Annotated in this window: 19 protein-coding genes; 8 read left to right on the top strand and 11 right to left on the bottom strand. The window is 53.0% G+C overall.

Annotation, left to right across the window (positions count from 1 at the left end):
* The first annotated feature begins 130 nt into the window (after positions 1-130).
* A complete protein-coding gene (gene kbl / locus AC791_RS04660; RefSeq protein ID WP_049839315.1) occupies positions 131-1,327 on the top strand; it encodes a glycine C-acetyltransferase in 1,197 nt (398 codons plus the stop codon).
* A gap of 9 nt (positions 1,328-1,336) precedes the next feature.
* Complete coding sequence (tdh, locus tag AC791_RS04655) at positions 1,337-2,362, top strand: L-threonine 3-dehydrogenase (RefSeq protein ID WP_049839314.1); 1,026 nt, start codon at positions 1,337-1,339, stop codon at positions 2,360-2,362.
* 104 nt (positions 2,363-2,466) lie between these two features.
* Here the strand turns inward: tdh and AC791_RS04650 are convergent, their stop codons facing one another.
* Positions 2,467-3,168 (bottom strand): lipopolysaccharide core heptose(II) kinase RfaY, encoded by a 702-nt coding sequence (locus AC791_RS04650; RefSeq protein WP_049839313.1) that lies wholly within the window; start codon positions 3,166-3,168, stop codon positions 2,467-2,469.
* Positions 3,169-3,397: 229 nt separating this feature from the next.
* Here AC791_RS04650 and AC791_RS04645 point away from each other — a divergent pair, with 229 nt between their 5' ends.
* Positions 3,398-4,432, top strand: a complete 1,035-nt coding sequence (locus AC791_RS04645) for a glycosyltransferase (RefSeq protein ID WP_049839312.1) — start codon at positions 3,398-3,400, stop codon at positions 4,430-4,432.
* A gap of 8 nt (positions 4,433-4,440) precedes the next feature.
* On the opposite strand, the gene AC791_RS04640 is transcribed toward AC791_RS04645, so the two are convergent.
* Genes AC791_RS04640 through gpmM form a run of 3 tightly spaced genes read right to left on the bottom strand, consistent with a single transcriptional unit; the run spans position 4,441 to position 8,214 of the window.
* Positions 4,441-5,382 carry a divergent polysaccharide deacetylase family protein gene (locus tag AC791_RS04640; protein WP_049839311.1) on the bottom strand — a complete coding sequence of 314 codons (942 nt, stop codon included), beginning with the start codon at positions 5,380-5,382 and terminating at the stop codon, positions 4,441-4,443.
* 3 nt (positions 5,383-5,385) lie between these two features.
* Entirely contained in the window at positions 5,386-6,657 is a 1,272-nt protein-coding gene (gene envC / locus AC791_RS04635) for a murein hydrolase activator EnvC (RefSeq protein ID WP_049839310.1), read from the bottom strand.
* Positions 6,658-6,666: 9 nt separating this feature from the next.
* A complete protein-coding gene (gene gpmM / locus AC791_RS04630; RefSeq protein ID WP_049839309.1) occupies positions 6,667-8,214 on the bottom strand; it encodes a 2,3-bisphosphoglycerate-independent phosphoglycerate mutase in 1,548 nt (515 codons plus the stop codon).
* Positions 8,215-8,461: 247 nt separating this feature from the next.
* Here gpmM and AC791_RS04625 point away from each other — a divergent pair, with 247 nt between their 5' ends.
* The 5 genes from AC791_RS04625 (at position 8,462) to cysE (ending at position 11,634) form a co-directional block, all read left to right on the top strand.
* Complete coding sequence (locus AC791_RS04625) at positions 8,462-8,893, top strand: rhodanese-like domain-containing protein (RefSeq protein ID WP_049839308.1); 432 nt, start codon at positions 8,462-8,464, stop codon at positions 8,891-8,893.
* 15 nt (positions 8,894-8,908) lie between these two features.
* Positions 8,909-9,160 carry a glutaredoxin 3 gene (gene grxC, locus AC791_RS04620; RefSeq protein ID WP_049839307.1) on the top strand — a complete coding sequence of 84 codons (252 nt, stop codon included), beginning with the start codon at positions 8,909-8,911 and terminating at the stop codon, positions 9,158-9,160.
* 87 nt (positions 9,161-9,247) lie between these two features.
* Positions 9,248-9,721 carry a protein-export chaperone SecB gene (gene secB, locus AC791_RS04615; protein ID WP_049839306.1) on the top strand — a complete coding sequence of 158 codons (474 nt, stop codon included), beginning with the start codon at positions 9,248-9,250 and terminating at the stop codon, positions 9,719-9,721.
* Positions 9,721-10,740 carry an NAD(P)H-dependent glycerol-3-phosphate dehydrogenase gene (gene gpsA / locus AC791_RS04610; RefSeq protein WP_049839305.1) on the top strand — a complete coding sequence of 340 codons (1,020 nt, stop codon included), beginning with the start codon at positions 9,721-9,723 and terminating at the stop codon, positions 10,738-10,740. Before secB ends, gpsA begins: the two co-directional genes overlap by 1 nt.
* A gap of 75 nt (positions 10,741-10,815) precedes the next feature.
* Complete coding sequence (cysE, locus tag AC791_RS04605; RefSeq protein ID WP_049839304.1) at positions 10,816-11,634, top strand: serine O-acetyltransferase; 819 nt, start codon at positions 10,816-10,818, stop codon at positions 11,632-11,634.
* 56 nt (positions 11,635-11,690) lie between these two features.
* Here cysE and trmL read toward each other — a convergent pair whose 3' ends face one another.
* The 7 genes from trmL to AC791_RS04570 all read right to left on the bottom strand — a co-directional run bounded on the left by trmL (position 11,691) and on the right by AC791_RS04570 (position 17,437).
* On the bottom strand, positions 11,691-12,164 hold the full coding sequence (trmL, locus tag AC791_RS04600) for a tRNA (uridine(34)/cytosine(34)/5-carboxymethylaminomethyluridine(34)-2'-O)-methyltransferase TrmL (protein WP_049839303.1): 474 nt from the start codon (positions 12,162-12,164) through the stop codon (positions 11,691-11,693).
* Between the two features lie 93 nt (positions 12,165-12,257).
* Complete coding sequence (gene lldD / locus AC791_RS04595; RefSeq protein ID WP_049839302.1) at positions 12,258-13,466, bottom strand: FMN-dependent L-lactate dehydrogenase LldD; 1,209 nt, start codon at positions 13,464-13,466, stop codon at positions 12,258-12,260.
* A complete protein-coding gene (gene lldR / locus AC791_RS04590; protein ID WP_049839301.1) occupies positions 13,463-14,239 on the bottom strand; it encodes a transcriptional regulator LldR in 777 nt (258 codons plus the stop codon). Before lldR ends, lldD begins: the two co-directional genes overlap by 4 nt.
* Positions 14,236-15,891: an L-lactate permease gene (gene lldP / locus AC791_RS04585; RefSeq protein ID WP_049839300.1), complete on the bottom strand. Its 1,656-nt coding sequence runs from the start codon at positions 15,889-15,891 to the stop codon at positions 14,236-14,238. The genes lldR and lldP overlap by 4 nt, the downstream gene beginning before the upstream one ends.
* A gap of 247 nt (positions 15,892-16,138) precedes the next feature.
* Positions 16,139-16,627: a type II toxin-antitoxin system YhaV family toxin gene (locus tag AC791_RS04580; protein WP_049839299.1), complete on the bottom strand. Its 489-nt coding sequence runs from the start codon at positions 16,625-16,627 to the stop codon at positions 16,139-16,141.
* 3 nt (positions 16,628-16,630) lie between these two features.
* The gene (locus AC791_RS04575; protein WP_049839298.1) at positions 16,631-16,978 is read right to left on the bottom strand and encodes a type II toxin-antitoxin system PrlF family antitoxin; all 348 of its coding nucleotides are present in this window, start codon (positions 16,976-16,978) and stop codon (positions 16,631-16,633) included.
* 96 nt (positions 16,979-17,074) lie between these two features.
* Positions 17,075-17,437, bottom strand: coding sequence for a YibL family ribosome-associated protein (locus AC791_RS04570; protein WP_049839297.1), 363 nt, complete (start codon positions 17,435-17,437; stop codon positions 17,075-17,077).
* Positions 17,438-17,475: the final 38 nt, after the last annotated feature.

Genomic DNA, 17,475 nt, shown 5'->3' with positions numbered 1-17,475 from the left:
GCTTTCACCGATGGTCGTCTGGCCGGACGTGATTTATGCTGCAAAAATGGTATCTGATGATGTGTCATCTCGTATCAACGTATAGCTTTGAGTAATATGTACTGAACTTTATCAAATCTGGAGAGTGGTTATGCGTGGGGATTTCTATAAGCAGTTAAGTGGCGATCTGGAAACGGCGCGGGCGGAAGGGTTATTTAAAGAAGAAAGGATCATCACCTCCGCACAGCAGGCAGATATCACCGTCGATGACGGTAGCCACGTTATTAACTTCTGCGCCAATAACTACCTTGGCCTGGCGAATCATCCTGAACTGATCGCGGCCGCTAAAGCGGGAATGGATACACATGGTTTCGGCATGGCCTCCGTACGCTTTATTTGCGGCACGCAGGATAGCCATAAAACGCTGGAGAAGAAACTGGCTGAGTTCCTCGGCATGGAAGATTCCATTCTTTACTCCTCTTGCTATGACGCAAACGGCGGTCTGTTTGAAACGCTGCTGGGCGCCGAAGATGCCATTATTTCCGACGCATTAAACCACGCTTCTATTATTGACGGTGTGCGGTTGTGTAAAGCGAAGCGTTTCCGCTATGCCAATAACGACATGCAGGAACTGGAAGCCCGCCTGAAAGAGGCGCGTGAAGCCGGTACAAGGCATATCCTGATCGCCACCGACGGGGTGTTTTCTATGGATGGCGTAATTGCCGACCTGAAAAGCGTGTGTGATTTAGCAGACAAATACGATGCGCTGGTGATGGTCGATGATTCCCACGCGGTTGGGTTTGTCGGGGCTAACGGTCGCGGGACACATGAATATTGTGACGTGATGGGCCGGGTAGACATCATTACCGGTACCCTGGGCAAGGCGCTTGGCGGCGCATCCGGCGGCTATACCGCCGCGCGTAAAGAAGTGGTCGAGTGGCTGCGCCAGCGGTCGCGCCCTTACTTATTTTCTAACTCGCTGGCACCGGCAATCGTTTCAGCATCCATAAAAGTGCTGGAGATGCTGGCATCCGGCGCGGAACTGCGCGATCGCCTGTGGGCCAACGCTCGCCTGTTCCGGGAGCAGATGTCGGCAGCCGGATTTACGCTCGCCGGAGCCGATCACGCGATTATTCCAGTGATGTTAGGGGATGCGACGGTCGCGCAGAACTTTGCCCGCGAACTGCAAAAAGAGGGGATCTACGTGACCGGCTTCTTCTATCCGGTGGTCCCTAAAGGGCAGGCTCGTATTCGTACTCAAATGTCAGCGGCGCATACGCCGGAACAAATAGAACGTGCGGTAGCAGCCTTTACCCGCATCGGTAAACAACTGGGCGTCATTGCCTGAGGATCGAAGATGAAAGCGTTATCGAAACTGAAAGCGGAAGAAGGTATCTGGATGACCGACGTGCCGAAACCGGAGGTCGGGCATAACGATCTGTTAATTAAAATCCGCAAGACCGCAATCTGCGGTACAGATGTCCATATTTACAACTGGGATGAGTGGTCGCAAAAAACCATCCCTGTCCCGATGGTGGTGGGACATGAATATGTCGGTGAAGTAGTCGGCATTGGTCAGGAAGTGAAGGGCTTTAAGATTGGCGACCGCGTTTCCGGTGAAGGTCATATAACCTGCGGCTACTGCCGTAACTGTCGTGGCGGTCGTACACATTTATGCCGCAATACCATCGGGGTCGGCGTGAATCGTCCGGGTTGTTTCGCTGAATATCTGGTACTGCCGGCTTTCAACGCGTTCAAAATCCCCGACAATATTTCTGACGATCTGGCCGCCATCTTCGACCCGTTTGGTAACGCGGTTCATACGGCGCTGTCGTTTGATCTGGTCGGTGAAGACGTTCTGGTATCCGGCGCGGGCCCCATTGGCATTATGGCTGCTGCGGTGGCAAAGCATGTTGGTGCCCGGCATGTTGTTATAACTGATGTGAATGAATACCGTCTGGATCTGGCGCGTAAAATGGGCGTAACCCGCGCAGTGAACGTTGCGAAAGAGAACCTGACGGATGTGATGAGCGAGCTGGGCATGACCGAAGGTTTTGACGTCGGTCTGGAAATGTCCGGTGCGCCGCCCGCGTTCCGGACCATGCTTGATTGCATGAACCACGGCGGGCGTATCGCGATGCTGGGTATCCCACCGTCGGATATGTCTATCGACTGGAACAAAGTCATTTTCAAGGGCTTGTTCATTAAGGGGATTTACGGGCGTGAGATGTTTGAAACGTGGTACAAGATGGCCGCGCTAATTCAATCCGGGCTGGATCTGTCGCCTATTATTACTCACCGTTTCCCGATCGATGAATTCCAGCAGGGCTTTGATGAGATGCGCTCCGGGCGCTCCGGTAAAGTGATCCTCAGCTGGGACTAAATCACCTGTCATCCCCGGTAGCGCTGCGCTTCCGGGGCCACGCTTCAGGTATGTCAGCCGGGTCAGCGCAGGCTACCCGGCTTATTATGATATAAGGCCGCCTGTTATGCGTGGGATTGAGTCTTACCCCGTAACTTGCGTGACAGTTTACGAAAATCTTCCTTCAGCTGGATAATCCGATATACCGACCCGTGGCCTTTGACGTCAAGATGATACTTTTTGCGCAGCGTTAAAATATCGTTTGCCTGGCATACCCGCATACTGCCGCGGCAGGAGAGATCGATAATCTTTAGTTCACCTGCCGGGGTACGAATAAAATTTCCGGCATGAATGTCGTTAGACGCCAGGCCCGCCCGATGAAGCCCCAGAATACAATTCTTAATCTCTTCGCGATTCGAGTCGTCAATCACCCTCAGCGGCGTTCCGTCGATATATTCGTGAATGGTGTATACGTTTTCACATTCGCGACCCACCATTTTTTCCGCCACGTAGTAGAGGTCAGCCGTCCCGGTATACCCCCGGGAAATAGCACGATCGGTCGCATAAATAAGCGTTGAGAAAAAAGGGCCAAAGAGATAATTCTGCAGCCGTTTCTCAAGGCGTTTGTCTTTCTCACGATCGTTTTTAAGAATGTATTTTTTACCCTCGTATTCCACCACGGCGACTGTTCTGTCTTCATTGCCACTGCCCAACGAGAGCGACGTTAACTCACCGGCCAGATATTTTTTTAATACCTCACCAAAGCGAACGCCAGTGTCCTTCTCATAAATCGTGAAGCCGTTTTCTTTACTGGTAACGATAGGCATATCAATTCCGGTCGGATGATTACGTGCGTAATGATTATCTGCCGCATTATACCTTAACCCGAAACCGCCTGCTGTCGTCAAAGCTTAACATTCAGTGATTATTCTTAATCTGCTTTTATTTTAGATTTGTAAATCAATCAGATAAGCGAACCGCGTTGGTTCTTAAGTCTTTCTTAAGGAATAGCGCGTAAAACATAGCTGCATATCCATTATTAAGCAGGTAATTACTATGATGATTAGCTCAGGCAAACTTAGCGTCATTATCCCTCTTTATAACGCAGGTGAGGCTTTTGCCGCCTGTATGGAGTCGCTGGTGGCTCAGAGCTGGAGCGCTCTGGAAATTATTATTGTTAATGATGGCTCAACAGACTGTTCTGTCGATATCGCGCAGCATTATGCAGACAAATACGGGCATGTTCAGCTGATCACGCAGGCAAATGCGGGCGCATCAGTCGCTCGTAATCGCGGGATCGACGTCGCGACGGGTGAGTATGTTGCCTTTGTCGATGCTGACGATTTGACCTATCCCACGATGTACGAAACGTTAATGACTATGGCGCTGCGCGATAATCTTGATGTAGCACAGTGCAATGCCGACTGGTGTGACAGCGCGACCGGCGACTGCTGGCAGTCGATCCCGACAGACAGATTACGTTCAACAGACATTCTCAGCGGTCCGGACTGGCTGCGGATGGCGCTGGCCTCCCGGCGCTGGACGCACGTGGTCTGGATGGGCGTTTATCGCCGCCAGATGCTGGAACAATGTGGATTGTCATTTATCCCGGGCCTGCATCATCAGGATATTTTATGGACTACCGAGTGTTTGTTTAACGCGCGCCGCGTACGTTATACCGAAGAATCGCTGTATAAATATTTCCTGCACGATGCGTCGGTCAGCCGCCTTAAACGACAGGGGCAGAAAAATCTGGCTTACCAGCGGCACTATATGAAGATCACGCGCCTACTGGAAAAGCTTAATCGCGATTATGCCAACAAAATCACTATCTACCCTGAATTTCATCAGCAAATCGTTTATGAAGCATTACGCGTATGCCACTCCGTACGTAAAGAGCGCGATCCGATGATCCGCCAGCGTATGATTGCTGAGATTTTTACTTCCGGCATGTACAAACGGCTGGTAACAAACGTGCGTAGCCCGAAACTGGCCTATCAGGCACTGCTGTGGTCACTACGGCTGTGGAAGTGGCGTGACCGGACGCTATGCATCCGGCGTCTTGCCCGGCAGGCGGTTAACCTGCGCTAACCGCGAGGTTATTGGGGGCGACTCCAGCCCTGCCACTGGTGCTGAAAATACTGTACCAGGGTGCTCTGGCTGATGCTCTCCCCGATCACGCTAAAGAAACGTGTGGCGTAAACCGGCTCCGTTTTCTGCTTTGGTTTACAGAGCTTCACGCCGCGAAACGGATTACGCGGCGTCCCGGGTACGCTGTTTTTTGGCGCGGTGTTGTTGGGTGTTGAAGTGTCAATTTGCGGCTCATTCAGCAGATCGCTTGGCCGGACCAGAGTGATATCCGGCGGCAGGTTATACACCATTTGTTGCAGTACGCGAACGGTAGTCGGATGGGGATGCCCGATAGCAATGGCTGAGCCATTGCGCCGTGCCAGTTCAACCGCGCGCGTGAACTGAACACGAATATCTGCCTCTTTCTGCGTATCATCAAGAAAAACCCGGCGCTTAATCACTTTTACGCCGGTGCCGCTGGCGGCACGCATTGCCTGACTGTTACCAATCGTCATGCTGTCAAGAAAGTAGAGGTTGTAGCGGCTCAGCGCCTGCATGACCTTCTGCATTCCGAACAGACTGGAGGTCATCGCGCTGCCCATATGATTATTCAGCCCAACGGCGTAAGGAACGTCATCTACCGCTTCACGCACGATCCGCTCAATTTCAGCGCTGCTCATATCCGGGCGCAGAGTATCTTTTTCCAGCGGCTGCTTACTCAGCGGGGCCATGGGTAGATGGATTAACACTTCATGACCGCTATTATGCGCTTTGGTCGCCATTTCCCGGGCGTGCGGCGCATTAGGTAACACGGCGACGCTAATGGCAGAAGGAAGGTCCAGGACCTGGTTTTCATTGTGCGGACGGTAACCGAAATCATCAATGACAATAGCCAGTTTACCCGCATAAACCGGTGCAATTATGGCTAACACACCGGCAGTACCAACAACAAGTCGACGAAATTGAAGCAAAACTTATCTTCCCAACCACGGCAGTGGATTGACCGCCTGACCCTGGCGGCGAATTTCGAAATAGAGTGAAGGTCTGCCCTGACCCCCACTATTGCCCACCAGCGCGATTGCCTGACCGGCACGCACCTGGGTGCCGGTGCTAACCAGCGCGCTTTGATTATAGCCGTAAAGACTCATATCGCCTTTTCCGTGCTCCACGACCACCACCAGGCCATAGCCCTGTAGCCAGTCAGCGAGGATCACGCGACCATCCGCGATGGCTTTAACCTCTGAACCTTCAGACGCGCCGATAACCATCCCTTTCCAGCGTAGTTCGCCCTGAAGCTGTTCGCCATAGCGGTGCAGGGTGGGACCACGTACCGGCCAGTAAGCCTGGCCGCGGGGTGAACCCAGACCGCCAGTACGTGACATCAGGGAGCGTTCGTTTTCCGTCGGTTTATACGTGGTGCCTTTGTTGGTGGCTTCTTTCTGACGGCTGCGGACGGCTTCCGCTTCACGCGCTTCCTGTTCGGCACGTGCTTTGGCTGCTGCGGCTGCACGGGCAATACTGTTACGCAGGCGTGATTCGTTAGCGCGCATTTCGCTTAACTGCTGCTGCCCCTGCTGGATAGAAGACTCGAGGCCAGAAAGCGTCTTTTTACGCTCGTTTCGCGCCTGCTCAAGCTTCGCCTGCTGAGCACGCTGCTCATAAAGCAGGGTCTGCTGCTGACTTTGCTTATCTTCCAGTTCGGCTTTCTGCGCATCGACTTCAGCCCGCGTCTGCTTAAGCTGGGCGATAGTTTCCTGGCGCGCCTGGTTAAGATAACCAAAATAAGCCTGCAAACGCTGTCCACGTTGCCCTTCCTCACCGCTCAACACGAATTGCAGCCCGGAGTGCTCTCCCTGACGGAACGCGGCATCCAGCTGCGCGGCAAGATTACGCTCCTGAGCCGCACGCTGCTGTTCAAGGCGGGCAATAGAGGCGTTCATGTCAGCGATTTGCTTATTTAACTGGGTAAGACTGGTTTCGGTTTCACGCAGCTGACGGGCGGCGGCGGCAATTGCTTCTTCCTGCTGTTTAAGCAAGTTGAGCAAGGCTGCACGCTGCTGCTGCTGTTTTTGTACCGCCCGCTGTTTGGCAGCGATATCGGCCTGAATATTTTTTAGCTGATCGCGATCGTCAGCGTGGGCGGGAAAGGCGCACAGCAATACGCCAGCGCTAAGCGCGCTGGCGTAAAAAGCGGATCTGACTGCCGTCACCATCCGATTATATGAAAAAATCACCGTTCCCCTCATGGGGAGGGATTATTCCACGATGAACAGCGGCTTACCAGTCATCTGTTGCGGGATTTCCATCCCCATAAGCGACAGCATGGTTGGCGCGAGGTCAGAAAGCTTGCCGCCCTCTACCGCTTTTACGTTTTTGTCGCCGACATAAATCAGTGGAACCGGCAGGCTGGTATGCGCGGTATGCGCCTGACCGGTGGCCGGATCGCGCATCTGTTCTGCGTTACCATGGTCGGCGGTGATCAGCAGTTGACCGCCAACAGACTGGACGGCACGGGTCACCTGTGCAACGCAGTCATCCAGCGCTTCAACCGCTTTAACAGCGGCTTCCATCACGCCGGTATGACCGACCATATCGCCGTTCGGGTAGTTACAGATGATGGTGTCATACTTGCCGCTTTCGATAGCGCCCACCAGTTTTTCGGTCAGTTCACCAGAGCTCATTTCAGGTTGCAGATCGTAGGTTGCCACTTTCGGCGAGTTGATCAGAATACGGTCTTCGCCGTTGAACGGTTCTTCAACTCCGCCGTTAAAGAAAAACGTTACATGAGCATATTTTTCAGTTTCAGAAATGCGCAGCTGAGTTTTATCATGTTTCGCCATCCATTCGCCGTAGGTATTTTCCAGCGAAGACGGCGGATAAGCAACGGCGGTGCTGATATCAGCTGCATATTCCGTCAGCATCACGAAATCACCGAGGGAAACGGTTTTCTTACGGGTGAAACCGTCGAAATCAGCGTTAACAAAGGCGCGAGTGATTTCACGCGCGCGGTCGGCGCGGAAGTTCATGAAAATCAGCGCATCGCCGTCTTGCATCGCGGCATCGGGCTGGCCTTCAGCGCGAATAATGGTCGCTTTAACAAACTCGTCATTCTCATCGCGTGCGTAGGCTGCCTGTAAACCGGCAACGGCCGTATCCGCCTGAAAATCGCCTTTGGCCTGAGTCATCAGATCGTAGGCCTGTTCAACGCGATCCCAGCGGTTATCGCGGTCCATGGCGTAGTAGCGACCAATAATGGATGCCACGCGGCCTTTACCCAGCGCCGCAAATTTATCTTCGAATTTCTTCAGCGAACTTTCTGCGCTGCGCGGCGGGGTATCGCGACCATCGAGGAAAGCGTGCAGATAAATTTTCTCTGCACCACGCTCCGCGGCCAGTTCAACCATTGCCAGAATGTGATCTTCATGACTGTGAACACCGCCTGCGGAAAGCAGCCCCATAATGTGTACCGCGTTACCTGCGGCTGCCGCTTTTTCTACTGCGCCAGTCAGTACCGGGTTTGCAAAGAACGCACGTTCTTTAATTTCGACGTCCAGACGAGTCAGGTCCTGATAAACAATGCGGCCTGCGCCAAGGTTCACGTGGCCCACTTCGGAGTTGCCCATCTGCCCGTCCGGCAGACCGACTTCCAGCCCGGAAGCATCGATCAGCGTATGCGGCTGTTTTGCCCACAGGGCATCCATTACTGGCGTTTTTGCAGCGAAAATAGCGTTATCTTGCTTATCTTCGCGATAACCATAGCCATCCAGAATGACCAGTACCATTGGTTTTTTAGACATCGACATTGTGGCAACCTCATGCTCATGAGCCAAAAAAAGTTGCGTAATATTACTTCAACTGAATCGATTAAATAGCCGCAGAAGATCAAAGAAAGCGGCTGCATTGCTGTTTGATTGCCTTACGGACGACAAATTTTTCCGTGATGCGCCGCAGAAAATGCATAACATCACGATGGCTGGCTGTATTTGCCACACTGCACAGGTATACTCCCTCCCTGGTTTTTCTATCACTACGTCGGGAGTTGTTACCCCCATGCAAGAAATTATGCAATTTGTTAGTCGTCACCCCATACTGTGTATCGCGTGGGTGGCATTGCTGGTGGCTGTACTGTTCACCACCTTTAAAAGCCTCACCTCTTCTGTGAAAGTCATTACGCGCGGTGAAGCAACCCGTCTTATTAATAAAGAAGACGCTGTCGTCGTCGATCTGCGCCAGCGTGACGACTTCCGTAAAGGGCATATTGCGGGTTCTCTCAACGTGCTGGCTGCCGAAATCAAAGCAAATAACGTGGGTGAGCTTGATAAACACAAAGATAAACCCATTATTGTTGTTGATGGCACAGGTATGCAGGCGGCGGAATCAGCCAGCGCGCTGACGAAAGCCGGTTACGCGAAGGTTTTCGTACTGAAAGAAGGTGTGGCTGGCTGGAGCGGTGAGAACCTGCCCCTGGTACGCGGTAAATAACCCGGAGAGACGATAATGGCCAATATTGAGATCTATACCAAAGCAACTTGCCCGTTCTGCCACCGTGCGAAAGCGCTGCTGGACAGCAAAGGCGTGACGTTTGAAGAATTGCCTATTGATGGCGATGCGCATAAACGCGACGAAATGATCCAACGCAGTGGCCGCACGACCGTTCCGCAGATTTTTATTGATGCGCAGCACATTGGTGGCTGTGACGACTTGTATGCGCTTGACGCACGTGGTGGACTGGAACCGCTGCTGCGTTAACGTCTGCACACATCATTCAGGATGGCATCAGGGATGCACCCGGAAGGATGAAATATATTTTAAGGACAACACTAAAGGGTTTTGTACATGTCAGAACAAAATAATACTGAGATGGCTTTTCAGATTCAGCGTATCTACACCAAAGATATCTCATTTGAAGCACCTAACGCGCCGCACGTGTTTCAGAAAGACTGGCAGCCGGAAGTTAAACTGGATCTGGATACGGCGTCCAGCCAGCTGGCTGAAGGTATCTACGAAGTCGTACTGCGTGTGACCGTGACGGCCTCTCTTGGTGAAGAAACTGCATTCCTGTGTGAAGTACAGCAGGGCGGTATTTTCTCCATCGAAGGTATTGATGGTACGCAGATGGCACATTGCCTGGGTGCATATTGCCCGAACATCCTGTTCCCGTATGCCCGCGAATGCATCACCAGCCTGGTATCTCGTGGTACCTTCCCGCAGCTTAACCTCGCACCGGTCAACTTCGATGCGCTGTTCATGAACTATTTGCAGCAGCAGGCTGGCGAAGGTGAAGGTGCTGAAGAACATCAGGATGCCTGATGAGCGAAAGTAACGCTTCAATGACTGTGATCGGTGCCGGCTCGTACGGCACCGCTCTTGCTATTACCCTGGCAAGAAACGGGCACCAGGTCATTTTGTGGGGCCACGATCCAAAACATATCGCGATGCTCGAGCACGATCGCTGCAACGTCGCGTTTCTTCCTGATGTTCCTTTTCCGGACACGTTACGCCTTGAAAGTGATTTAGCCACCGCGCTGTCGGCCAGCCGCAATATTCTGGTGGTTGTGCCAAGCCATGTCTTCGGCGAAGTTCTCCGTCAAATTAAACCGCTAATGCGTGCAGATGCGCGTCTGGTGTGGGCGACAAAAGGGCTGGAAGCAGAAACAGGACGGCTGTTGCAGGATGTGGCGCGTGAAGCACTGGGTGACAATATCCCGCTGGCGGTGATTTCAGGCCCTACCTTCGCCAAAGAGCTGGCAGCAGGATTGCCGACGGCTATTTCACTGGCAGCGACCGATAGCGAATTCTCCGACGATCTCCAGCAGCTTCTACACTGCGGTAAAAGCTTCCGCGTTTATAGCAATCCGGACTTTATTGGCGTGCAGCTGGGCGGGGCGGTAAAAAACGTCATCGCTATTGGAGCCGGCATGTCAGACGGTATTGGCTTTGGTGCCAATGCGCGTACCGCGTTAATTACCCGCGGCCTGACGGAAATGTCGCGTTTAGGGGCTGCTTTGGGAGCCGATCCCGCAACCTTCATGGGTATGGCAGGCCTGGGCGACCTTGTCCTGACCTGTACTGACAATCAGTCACGCAACCGTCGTTTCGGCATGATGCTCGGTCAGGGCATGGACGTGCAGGGTGCGCAGGACCAGATTGGCCAGGTTGTTGAAGGCTACCGCAATACCAAAGAAGTCCGCGCGCTGGCGCACCGCTTCGGGGTCGAAATGCCCATCACTGAGGAAATTTATCAGGTATTGTATTGCGGTAAAAACGCACGCGAGGCAGCATTGACCTTATTAGGTCGTTCGCGTAAGGACGAGCGCAGCAGCAACTAGCCGCAGAGAACACTGTTATTTCAGATACGGCCAGCGCAGAACTGGCCGATAGTCTACATCCGCCTGGAGTCAGCAATGCCGTGTGAAGAACTGGATATCGTCTGGAACAATATTAAAGCCGAAGCAAGAGCGCTGGCGGACTGTGAGCCAATGCTGGCCAGCTTTTATCACGCGACGTTACTGAAGCATGAAAATCTTGGCAGCGCATTAAGCTATATGCTGGCGAATAAGCTGGCATCCCCTATCATGCCTGCTATTGCTATCCGCGAAGTCGTGGAAGAAGCCTACGCGGCGGACCCGGAAATGATTGCCTCCGCCGCCTGCGATATTCAGGCCGTGCGCACCCGCGATCCGGCCGTCGACAAATATTCGACGCCGCTGCTGTACCTGAAAGGATTTCACGCGCTTCAGGCTTACCGTATCGGCCACTGGCTATGGCATCAGGGCCGCCAGGCGCTGGCTATTTTTCTGCAAAATCAGATCTCCGTTTCTTTCCAGGTCGATATTCATCCGGCGGCAACCATTGGTCACGGGATCATGCTCGATCATGCGACCGGAATTGTTGTTGGTGAGACGGCGGTCATTGAAAACGATGTATCAATTTTGCAATCGGTGACCCTGGGCGGGACCGGTAAAACCAGCGGCGACCGTCATCCTAAAATTCGCGAAGGCGTGATGATTGGCGCAGGGGCGAAAATCCTCGGCAATATTGAAGTTGGGCGCGGCGCCAAGATTGGCGCGGGTTCTGTGGTCTTACAACCTGTTCCCCCACATACCACGGTTGCCGGTGTTCCGGCACGGATCGTCGGTAAACCAGAGTCAGATAAACCGGCGATGGATATGGACCAGCATTTTAGCGCGCACAATGGTTTTGAGTTCGGGGACGGAATTTAGCTTTCGCGTCATGATGCCCGGTGGCGCTATGCTTACCGGGCCTGCGATACGGTGCCTCAGGTTCTTAACACTGCGCCCGGATACCCAAGTTGCCGCCAGGCTTCATATACCACGACCGACACTGAATTAGACAAATTCATGCTACGGCTGTCGGGCATCATTGGAATACGAATTTTTTGCTCCGCAGGCAGTGCCTCAAGAATGCTGGCAGGCAAACCACGGGTCTCGGGACCGAACATCAGATAATCGCCCTCCTGATAACGCACTGCACTGTGCGCTGGCGTGCCTTTCGTCGTGAGTGCAAACAGCCGCTGCGGCTTCTCTGCCTCGATAAATGCAGCATGATCCTGATGACGTACAACGGCGGTGAACTCATGGTAATCCAGACCAGCACGACGTAAACGCTTGTCATCCCAGGTAAAACCCATAGGCTCAATAATGTGCAGACGAAAGCCGGTGTTGGCACACAGACGGATAATGTTTCCCGTATTCGGCGGGATTTCTGGTTCGAATAAAACGATGTTCAGCATACTGCCCCCTTAAATAGCCGGGGCAGAATAGCAGATATTTTCCGGAGTCCGTAGCGGCGGGCTAATCCCGTACTACGCTCAACGCCCTTTCCCTCAGGAAGAGGGCTGGTGTGAGGGGGAATTGCTGTGCGTCAGCGGCGCGAGAGCGTTCGGCAGCGCTTTATCCAGTTCGCGTACCAGTGACGCCCCGGTGATCTCCGCAATCGACTTCGCCCCGGTCAGCGTCATCGCAACGCGCATCTCTTTTTCAATCAGGTTCAGCAGATTAGTAACGCCTGCCTGTCCATGGGTTGCCAGCGCGTAAAGATACGCCCGACCAAGCAGCACCGTATCTGCGCCCAGGGCGATCATTCGTACTACGTCCAGACCGTTACGAATACCGCTATCAGCCAGAATAGCGATGTCACCCTTTACCGCATCGGCGATGGCGGGTAGCGCCCGGGCTGAAGAGAGAACGCCATCAAGCTGGCGACCGCCGTGGTTAGACACCACGATCCCGTCCGCGCCAAAGCGTACCGCGTCACGGGCATCTTCGGCATCGAGAATTCCTTTGATCACCATCGGACCGTCCCAGAATTCGCGTATCCACTCCAGATCTTTCCACGAAATAGACGGATCGAAATTGTTCGCCAGCCAGCCAATATAATCTTCAAGCCCGGTCGGTTTGCCCAGATAAGCAGAAATATTGCCCAGATCGTGCGGACGGCCGTTAACACCTACGTCCCATGCCCACTGCGGATGAGTAACGGCCTGCCAGTAGCGACGCATAGCAGCGTTGGCACCGCTCATCCCTGAGTGCGCATCACGGTAACGTGCGCCCGGGGTGGGCATATCTACGGTGAATACCAGCGTCGAACAGCCTGCTGCCTTCGCCCGCTCAAGTGCATTGCGCATAAATCCCCGATCGCGCAGGACGTAAAGCTGAAACCACATCGGGCGCGTCATCGTTGGCGCAACTTCTTCAATAGGGCAGACCGAAACGGTGGAAAGCGTGAACGGAATACCTTTCGCATCGGCGGCGGCGGCGGCCTGCACCTCTCCACGTCGGGCGTACATGCCGCACAAACCCACCGGGGCCAGTGCAACCGGCATAGCGAGTTTTTCGTTAAATAGCGTTGTCTCAAGGCTTAAATCAGACATGTTCTTCAGCACGCGCTGGCGCAGGGCTATCTGCGACAAATCTTCTACATTGCGGCGCAGGGTATATTCGGCGTAGGCCCCTCCGTCGATGTAATGAAATAAAAACGGCGGCAGGATACGCCGGGCGGCGGCCCGGTAGTCGCTGGCGGCAGAAATAATCATGCTTTACTCTCCCCTGAAATATCATTCTGATCGCCGGGCAGGCGGGTAATTCGCGCCTGCCGGGCCTGATCTTCATCGAATTGTTTAATCGTGGTGTGAACGAAACCGAGATGCGCCATCATGGCTTTACGTGCGCCGTCGGCATCACCCGCGAGGATCGCCTCCATTACGCCCAGATGCTGCTCAGTCAGGCGGACAAAAACCGGCGGGACCTGGTACATCCGCTGGCGACTTTGCTTAACGGATGACTGCAACAGGTCAAAAAAACCGCGCATAGTTTGTAGCAGTACGATGTTATGCGACGCTTCGGCAATGGCGAGATGAAAACGCACATCGGCCTGCGACGCCAAATCCGGATCGTCACTGAGCGTCGCATCAAAGCAGAATTTAATTTTCTCTTTATCCGCAGTCGTAGCGCGTAACGCCGCGTGCCACGCGGTGCTAGCCTCGATGGCATGACGCGCTTCAAGAATATCAAAGCTATAGTCCGGGTCGTCGGCCAGCAGCATTTTCAGTGGCTGGACGATATTCTGATCGGTCCAGCGTTCATGCTGCCAGCGAACAAAGGTCCCGCCACCGCGACGGCTTAACAGCAAGCCTTCACTGTTAAGGCAGGCAATTGCCTCGCGCAGAGAATTACGCGACACCCCAAGCTGCACGGCGAGTTGACGTTCGGAGGGTAAACGCGTACCCGCCTCCAGCTGCTGTTCATCAATCATGGCCCGCAGGCGTTCAGCTACGTTATCAGCCAGTCTTTTCGGCATAATAATCACGGTATCATCCAGGTTAAAACGTACGCCTGAAGCGTCGTGATAACGCCCACCATACAGGTGAAAATCAGGCTATGTTTGACGGTAAAACGGAAGAGATCTGACTCTCTGCCCACCAGCCCTACCGCGGCACAGGCAATGGCGATGGACTGCGGCGAAATCATCTTACCGGTCACACCGCCGGTAGTGTTGGCCGCGACCAGCAGAACATCAGATACGCCGATTTGCTGTGCAGCAGTGGCCTGTAGCGCGGCGAACAGCGCATTTGATGAGGTATCAGAACCGGTCAGGAAAACGCCGAGCCAGCCGAGGAACGGTGAAAAGAAGGTAAATGCGCTGCCGGTATGGGCCAGAGCCAGGGCCAGCGTTGAAGACAGGCCAGAGTAGTTCGAGATAAACGCGAATGCCAGTACCATGCCAATCGAGTAGATCGGTAAGGCCAGTTCTTTTAAGGTGCTGCCAAAGGTATGCAGTGCGGCTGCCGGTTTCATCTTCAACCAGAGGACAGACAGCAGCGCGGCAAACAGAATTGCCGTACCGGTTGCCGAGAACCAGTCAAATTTATATACCGCCGCATAGGCGGTAGCGTCGTGAACCACCGGTGGCATTCGGGCAACCAGTTTATCAAGGAACGGTACCGGGATATTCACTACCCAGTGGTACATTGCGCCGCCAGGGGCAAACAGCGCCTTAAAAGGAGGAATGCTCCAGAGCGTGACGGTGGCGGTCAGGAACAGGAACGGTGACCACGCGCGCAGGATCTGCCCCGGCGTGTAACGTATGCGATCGCGTGAGGGATCAATCTGCTCCGCGCCCGTATCGTCAAAGCGGAAAATACGTACCGGCTGCCAGCGTTTGAGGAACAGCGTCAGACAAATCAATGAAACCAGCGACGAGATAATGTCCGGCAGTTCGGGACCAATAAAGTTGGAGCTTAAATACTGGGCAATAGCAAACGAGCCACCTGCGACCATTACCGCAGGCCAGGTTTCTTTGATCCCGCGCCAGCCGTCCATAATCCCCATGATCCAGAACAGTACGATAATAGTCAGAAATGGTAGCTGACGACCCACCATCTGCCCAATCTCAAAGCTATCCAGTCCGGTGACCTGACCGGCGACCAGAATCGGAATGCCCATCGCACCAAAAGCGACCGGCGCAGTATTCACAATCAGACACAGCCCGGCGGCATACAGCGGATTAAAGCCGAGGCCGACCAGCAGCGCGGCGGTAATCGCCACCGGCGCGCCAAAGCCCGCCGCACCTTCGAGGAATGCGCCAAACGAAAAGCCAACAATCAGCATTTGCAGGCGTTGATCGGGAGTAATCGACAGAATCGATGAGCGAATAATGTCGAACTGCCCGGTTTTGACCGAGATTTTATACACGAATACGGCGGCAATAATGATCCAGGCGATAGGCCACAAACCATAGAAAAAGCCGTATACCACCGACGCCAGCGCGCGATCTACGGGCATTTTGTAGAAAAACAGCGCCACCAGCAGGGCAATAATGACGGTGTAGGTTGCGGCGATGTAGCCCTTTAGCTTGAGCTTAATCAGCGCAACAAAGAAAAAAAGAATCGGGAGTGAGGCGATCAGGCTGGATAGCCAGATATTACCAGCCGGATCGTAATTCTGTTGCCAAAGATTCATGCAGGTCTCCTGAGGCCCACTCTTACGCAGCGCAGTGAGTCTGCGCTCATTACTGCGTCACATTCTGTGTAAAAGTGGTCCTGCCAATATGCGGGTTGAGGGTCACGACACTGAAAGGTTAATCAAATGTTATGCATAAGCAATGAATGTGTGAGAGGTAATTAAGGATTTGTGAAGTGCGAAGGGGTTGAAGAGGAGATTGGTAGGACCAATACGTAGCCCTCTCCAGAAGAGAGGGATGTGCGGGCTACAAAATATGAAGGGCTGATATACTGGAAGATGATTTCAATGCTTCTTTAAGAAGCTGTTCCCAGTTATCCGGCGGACGCTTCTTATTAAGCATGTTATTAAAAACGGTATAAGCGTCTGCGTGTGAATTTCGGGCGCGTAGTGTTTTATCGTCATTCATCCAGGCAAGAATAATAATTTTGTGCTGGTCGCTGTAGCGAAAAAATAATCGGTATTGCTGCAAAAATTTTGCTCTTCGCCAGTGGCTGTAGCTTTTTCCGAGAGTATGGCCCTGACGAAAGCGCTCATCTCCCGGATCCACGGTAATAAGTGTATCAATTACTTTGACAGTAGCAGCCAGACGACGTGCGCATTTTTTCTTTTTCCAGTCATCAGGAAATTTTATTGCTGCGGTTTTAACTTCGGCAATCAGGGATAGCATTTGATCCTGAAAACACGGATTGATAAATACACGCCATCCGTTAATGGTTATACATTCCTTGTTCATTCCTTAATCGTCTCCTTCCAGCGGTGCATCTAAATCAATATCAATATCTGAAATTAATTCACGGGCACTTTGCATTAATACAGGAGTTAACGGAACGATATGGGCTGGATTTTCTGTCATATCCTGCTCGAGAAAGCTAAGAAATTTATCCATGACAGGATCGGATATATCTTCGTTTTCAAGCCGTGAGATCAGCACTTTTCCTTCTGCAATAACCTGATAATGAATGCGATCTTTGCCAGGGCTGAGTTTCAGCGCATCGCGGATTGGGGCGGGAATGGTGGTTTGGCTGCGGATGGTTAAACCCGAATCGGTTTCAAGAACTACATCCTGAGATGAATAGCTAACCATATTCGCTCCTGAGAGAGTTAATTTATGCTCTCAGGATAATGCAGATGCATTGTGATCGCAATGCATCTGCATTGTGAAGCAAAAATGGAGGGAGGCTTAAAATTCGCCCTTTGCGAAGCCGGTGACCTCTTTCAGCCCCATTTCGCGGCCCAGTGCGGTCATCGGGTGAACCACCACCAGCCCACGGACGCTTTTTTTCAGCTTGCCCATGTCGGCCTGCTCTTTTTTGGTGATGGCGCGGCGGAACGGCAGCTTGCTCAGTTTTTGGGCTTCAGCGCTCAGCTTCTGGCTATGGACGCCGCGCAAACGGATGATTTCCGCTTCCAGGGTTTCTTTCTCTTTTTCCAGCTCGGCGTACTTTTCCGCGCCTTCAATCAGCGACAGATCGGCTTGCTGGTGGCGGATCAGATCGAGACGGTCGCTCAGGCGTTTAATTTCGTTTTTTTCGACTTCTTTCATAACAAATAACTCTACATCGGGATGATTGTGCTAAGGAT

This window comes from Klebsiella sp. RIT-PI-d, assembly GCF_001187865.1.
Lineage (GTDB): Bacteria > Pseudomonadota > Gammaproteobacteria > Enterobacterales > Enterobacteriaceae > Superficieibacter.
Note: the sequence above shows the minus strand (reverse complement) of the source record. Positions and strands in the feature narration are given on the sequence as shown.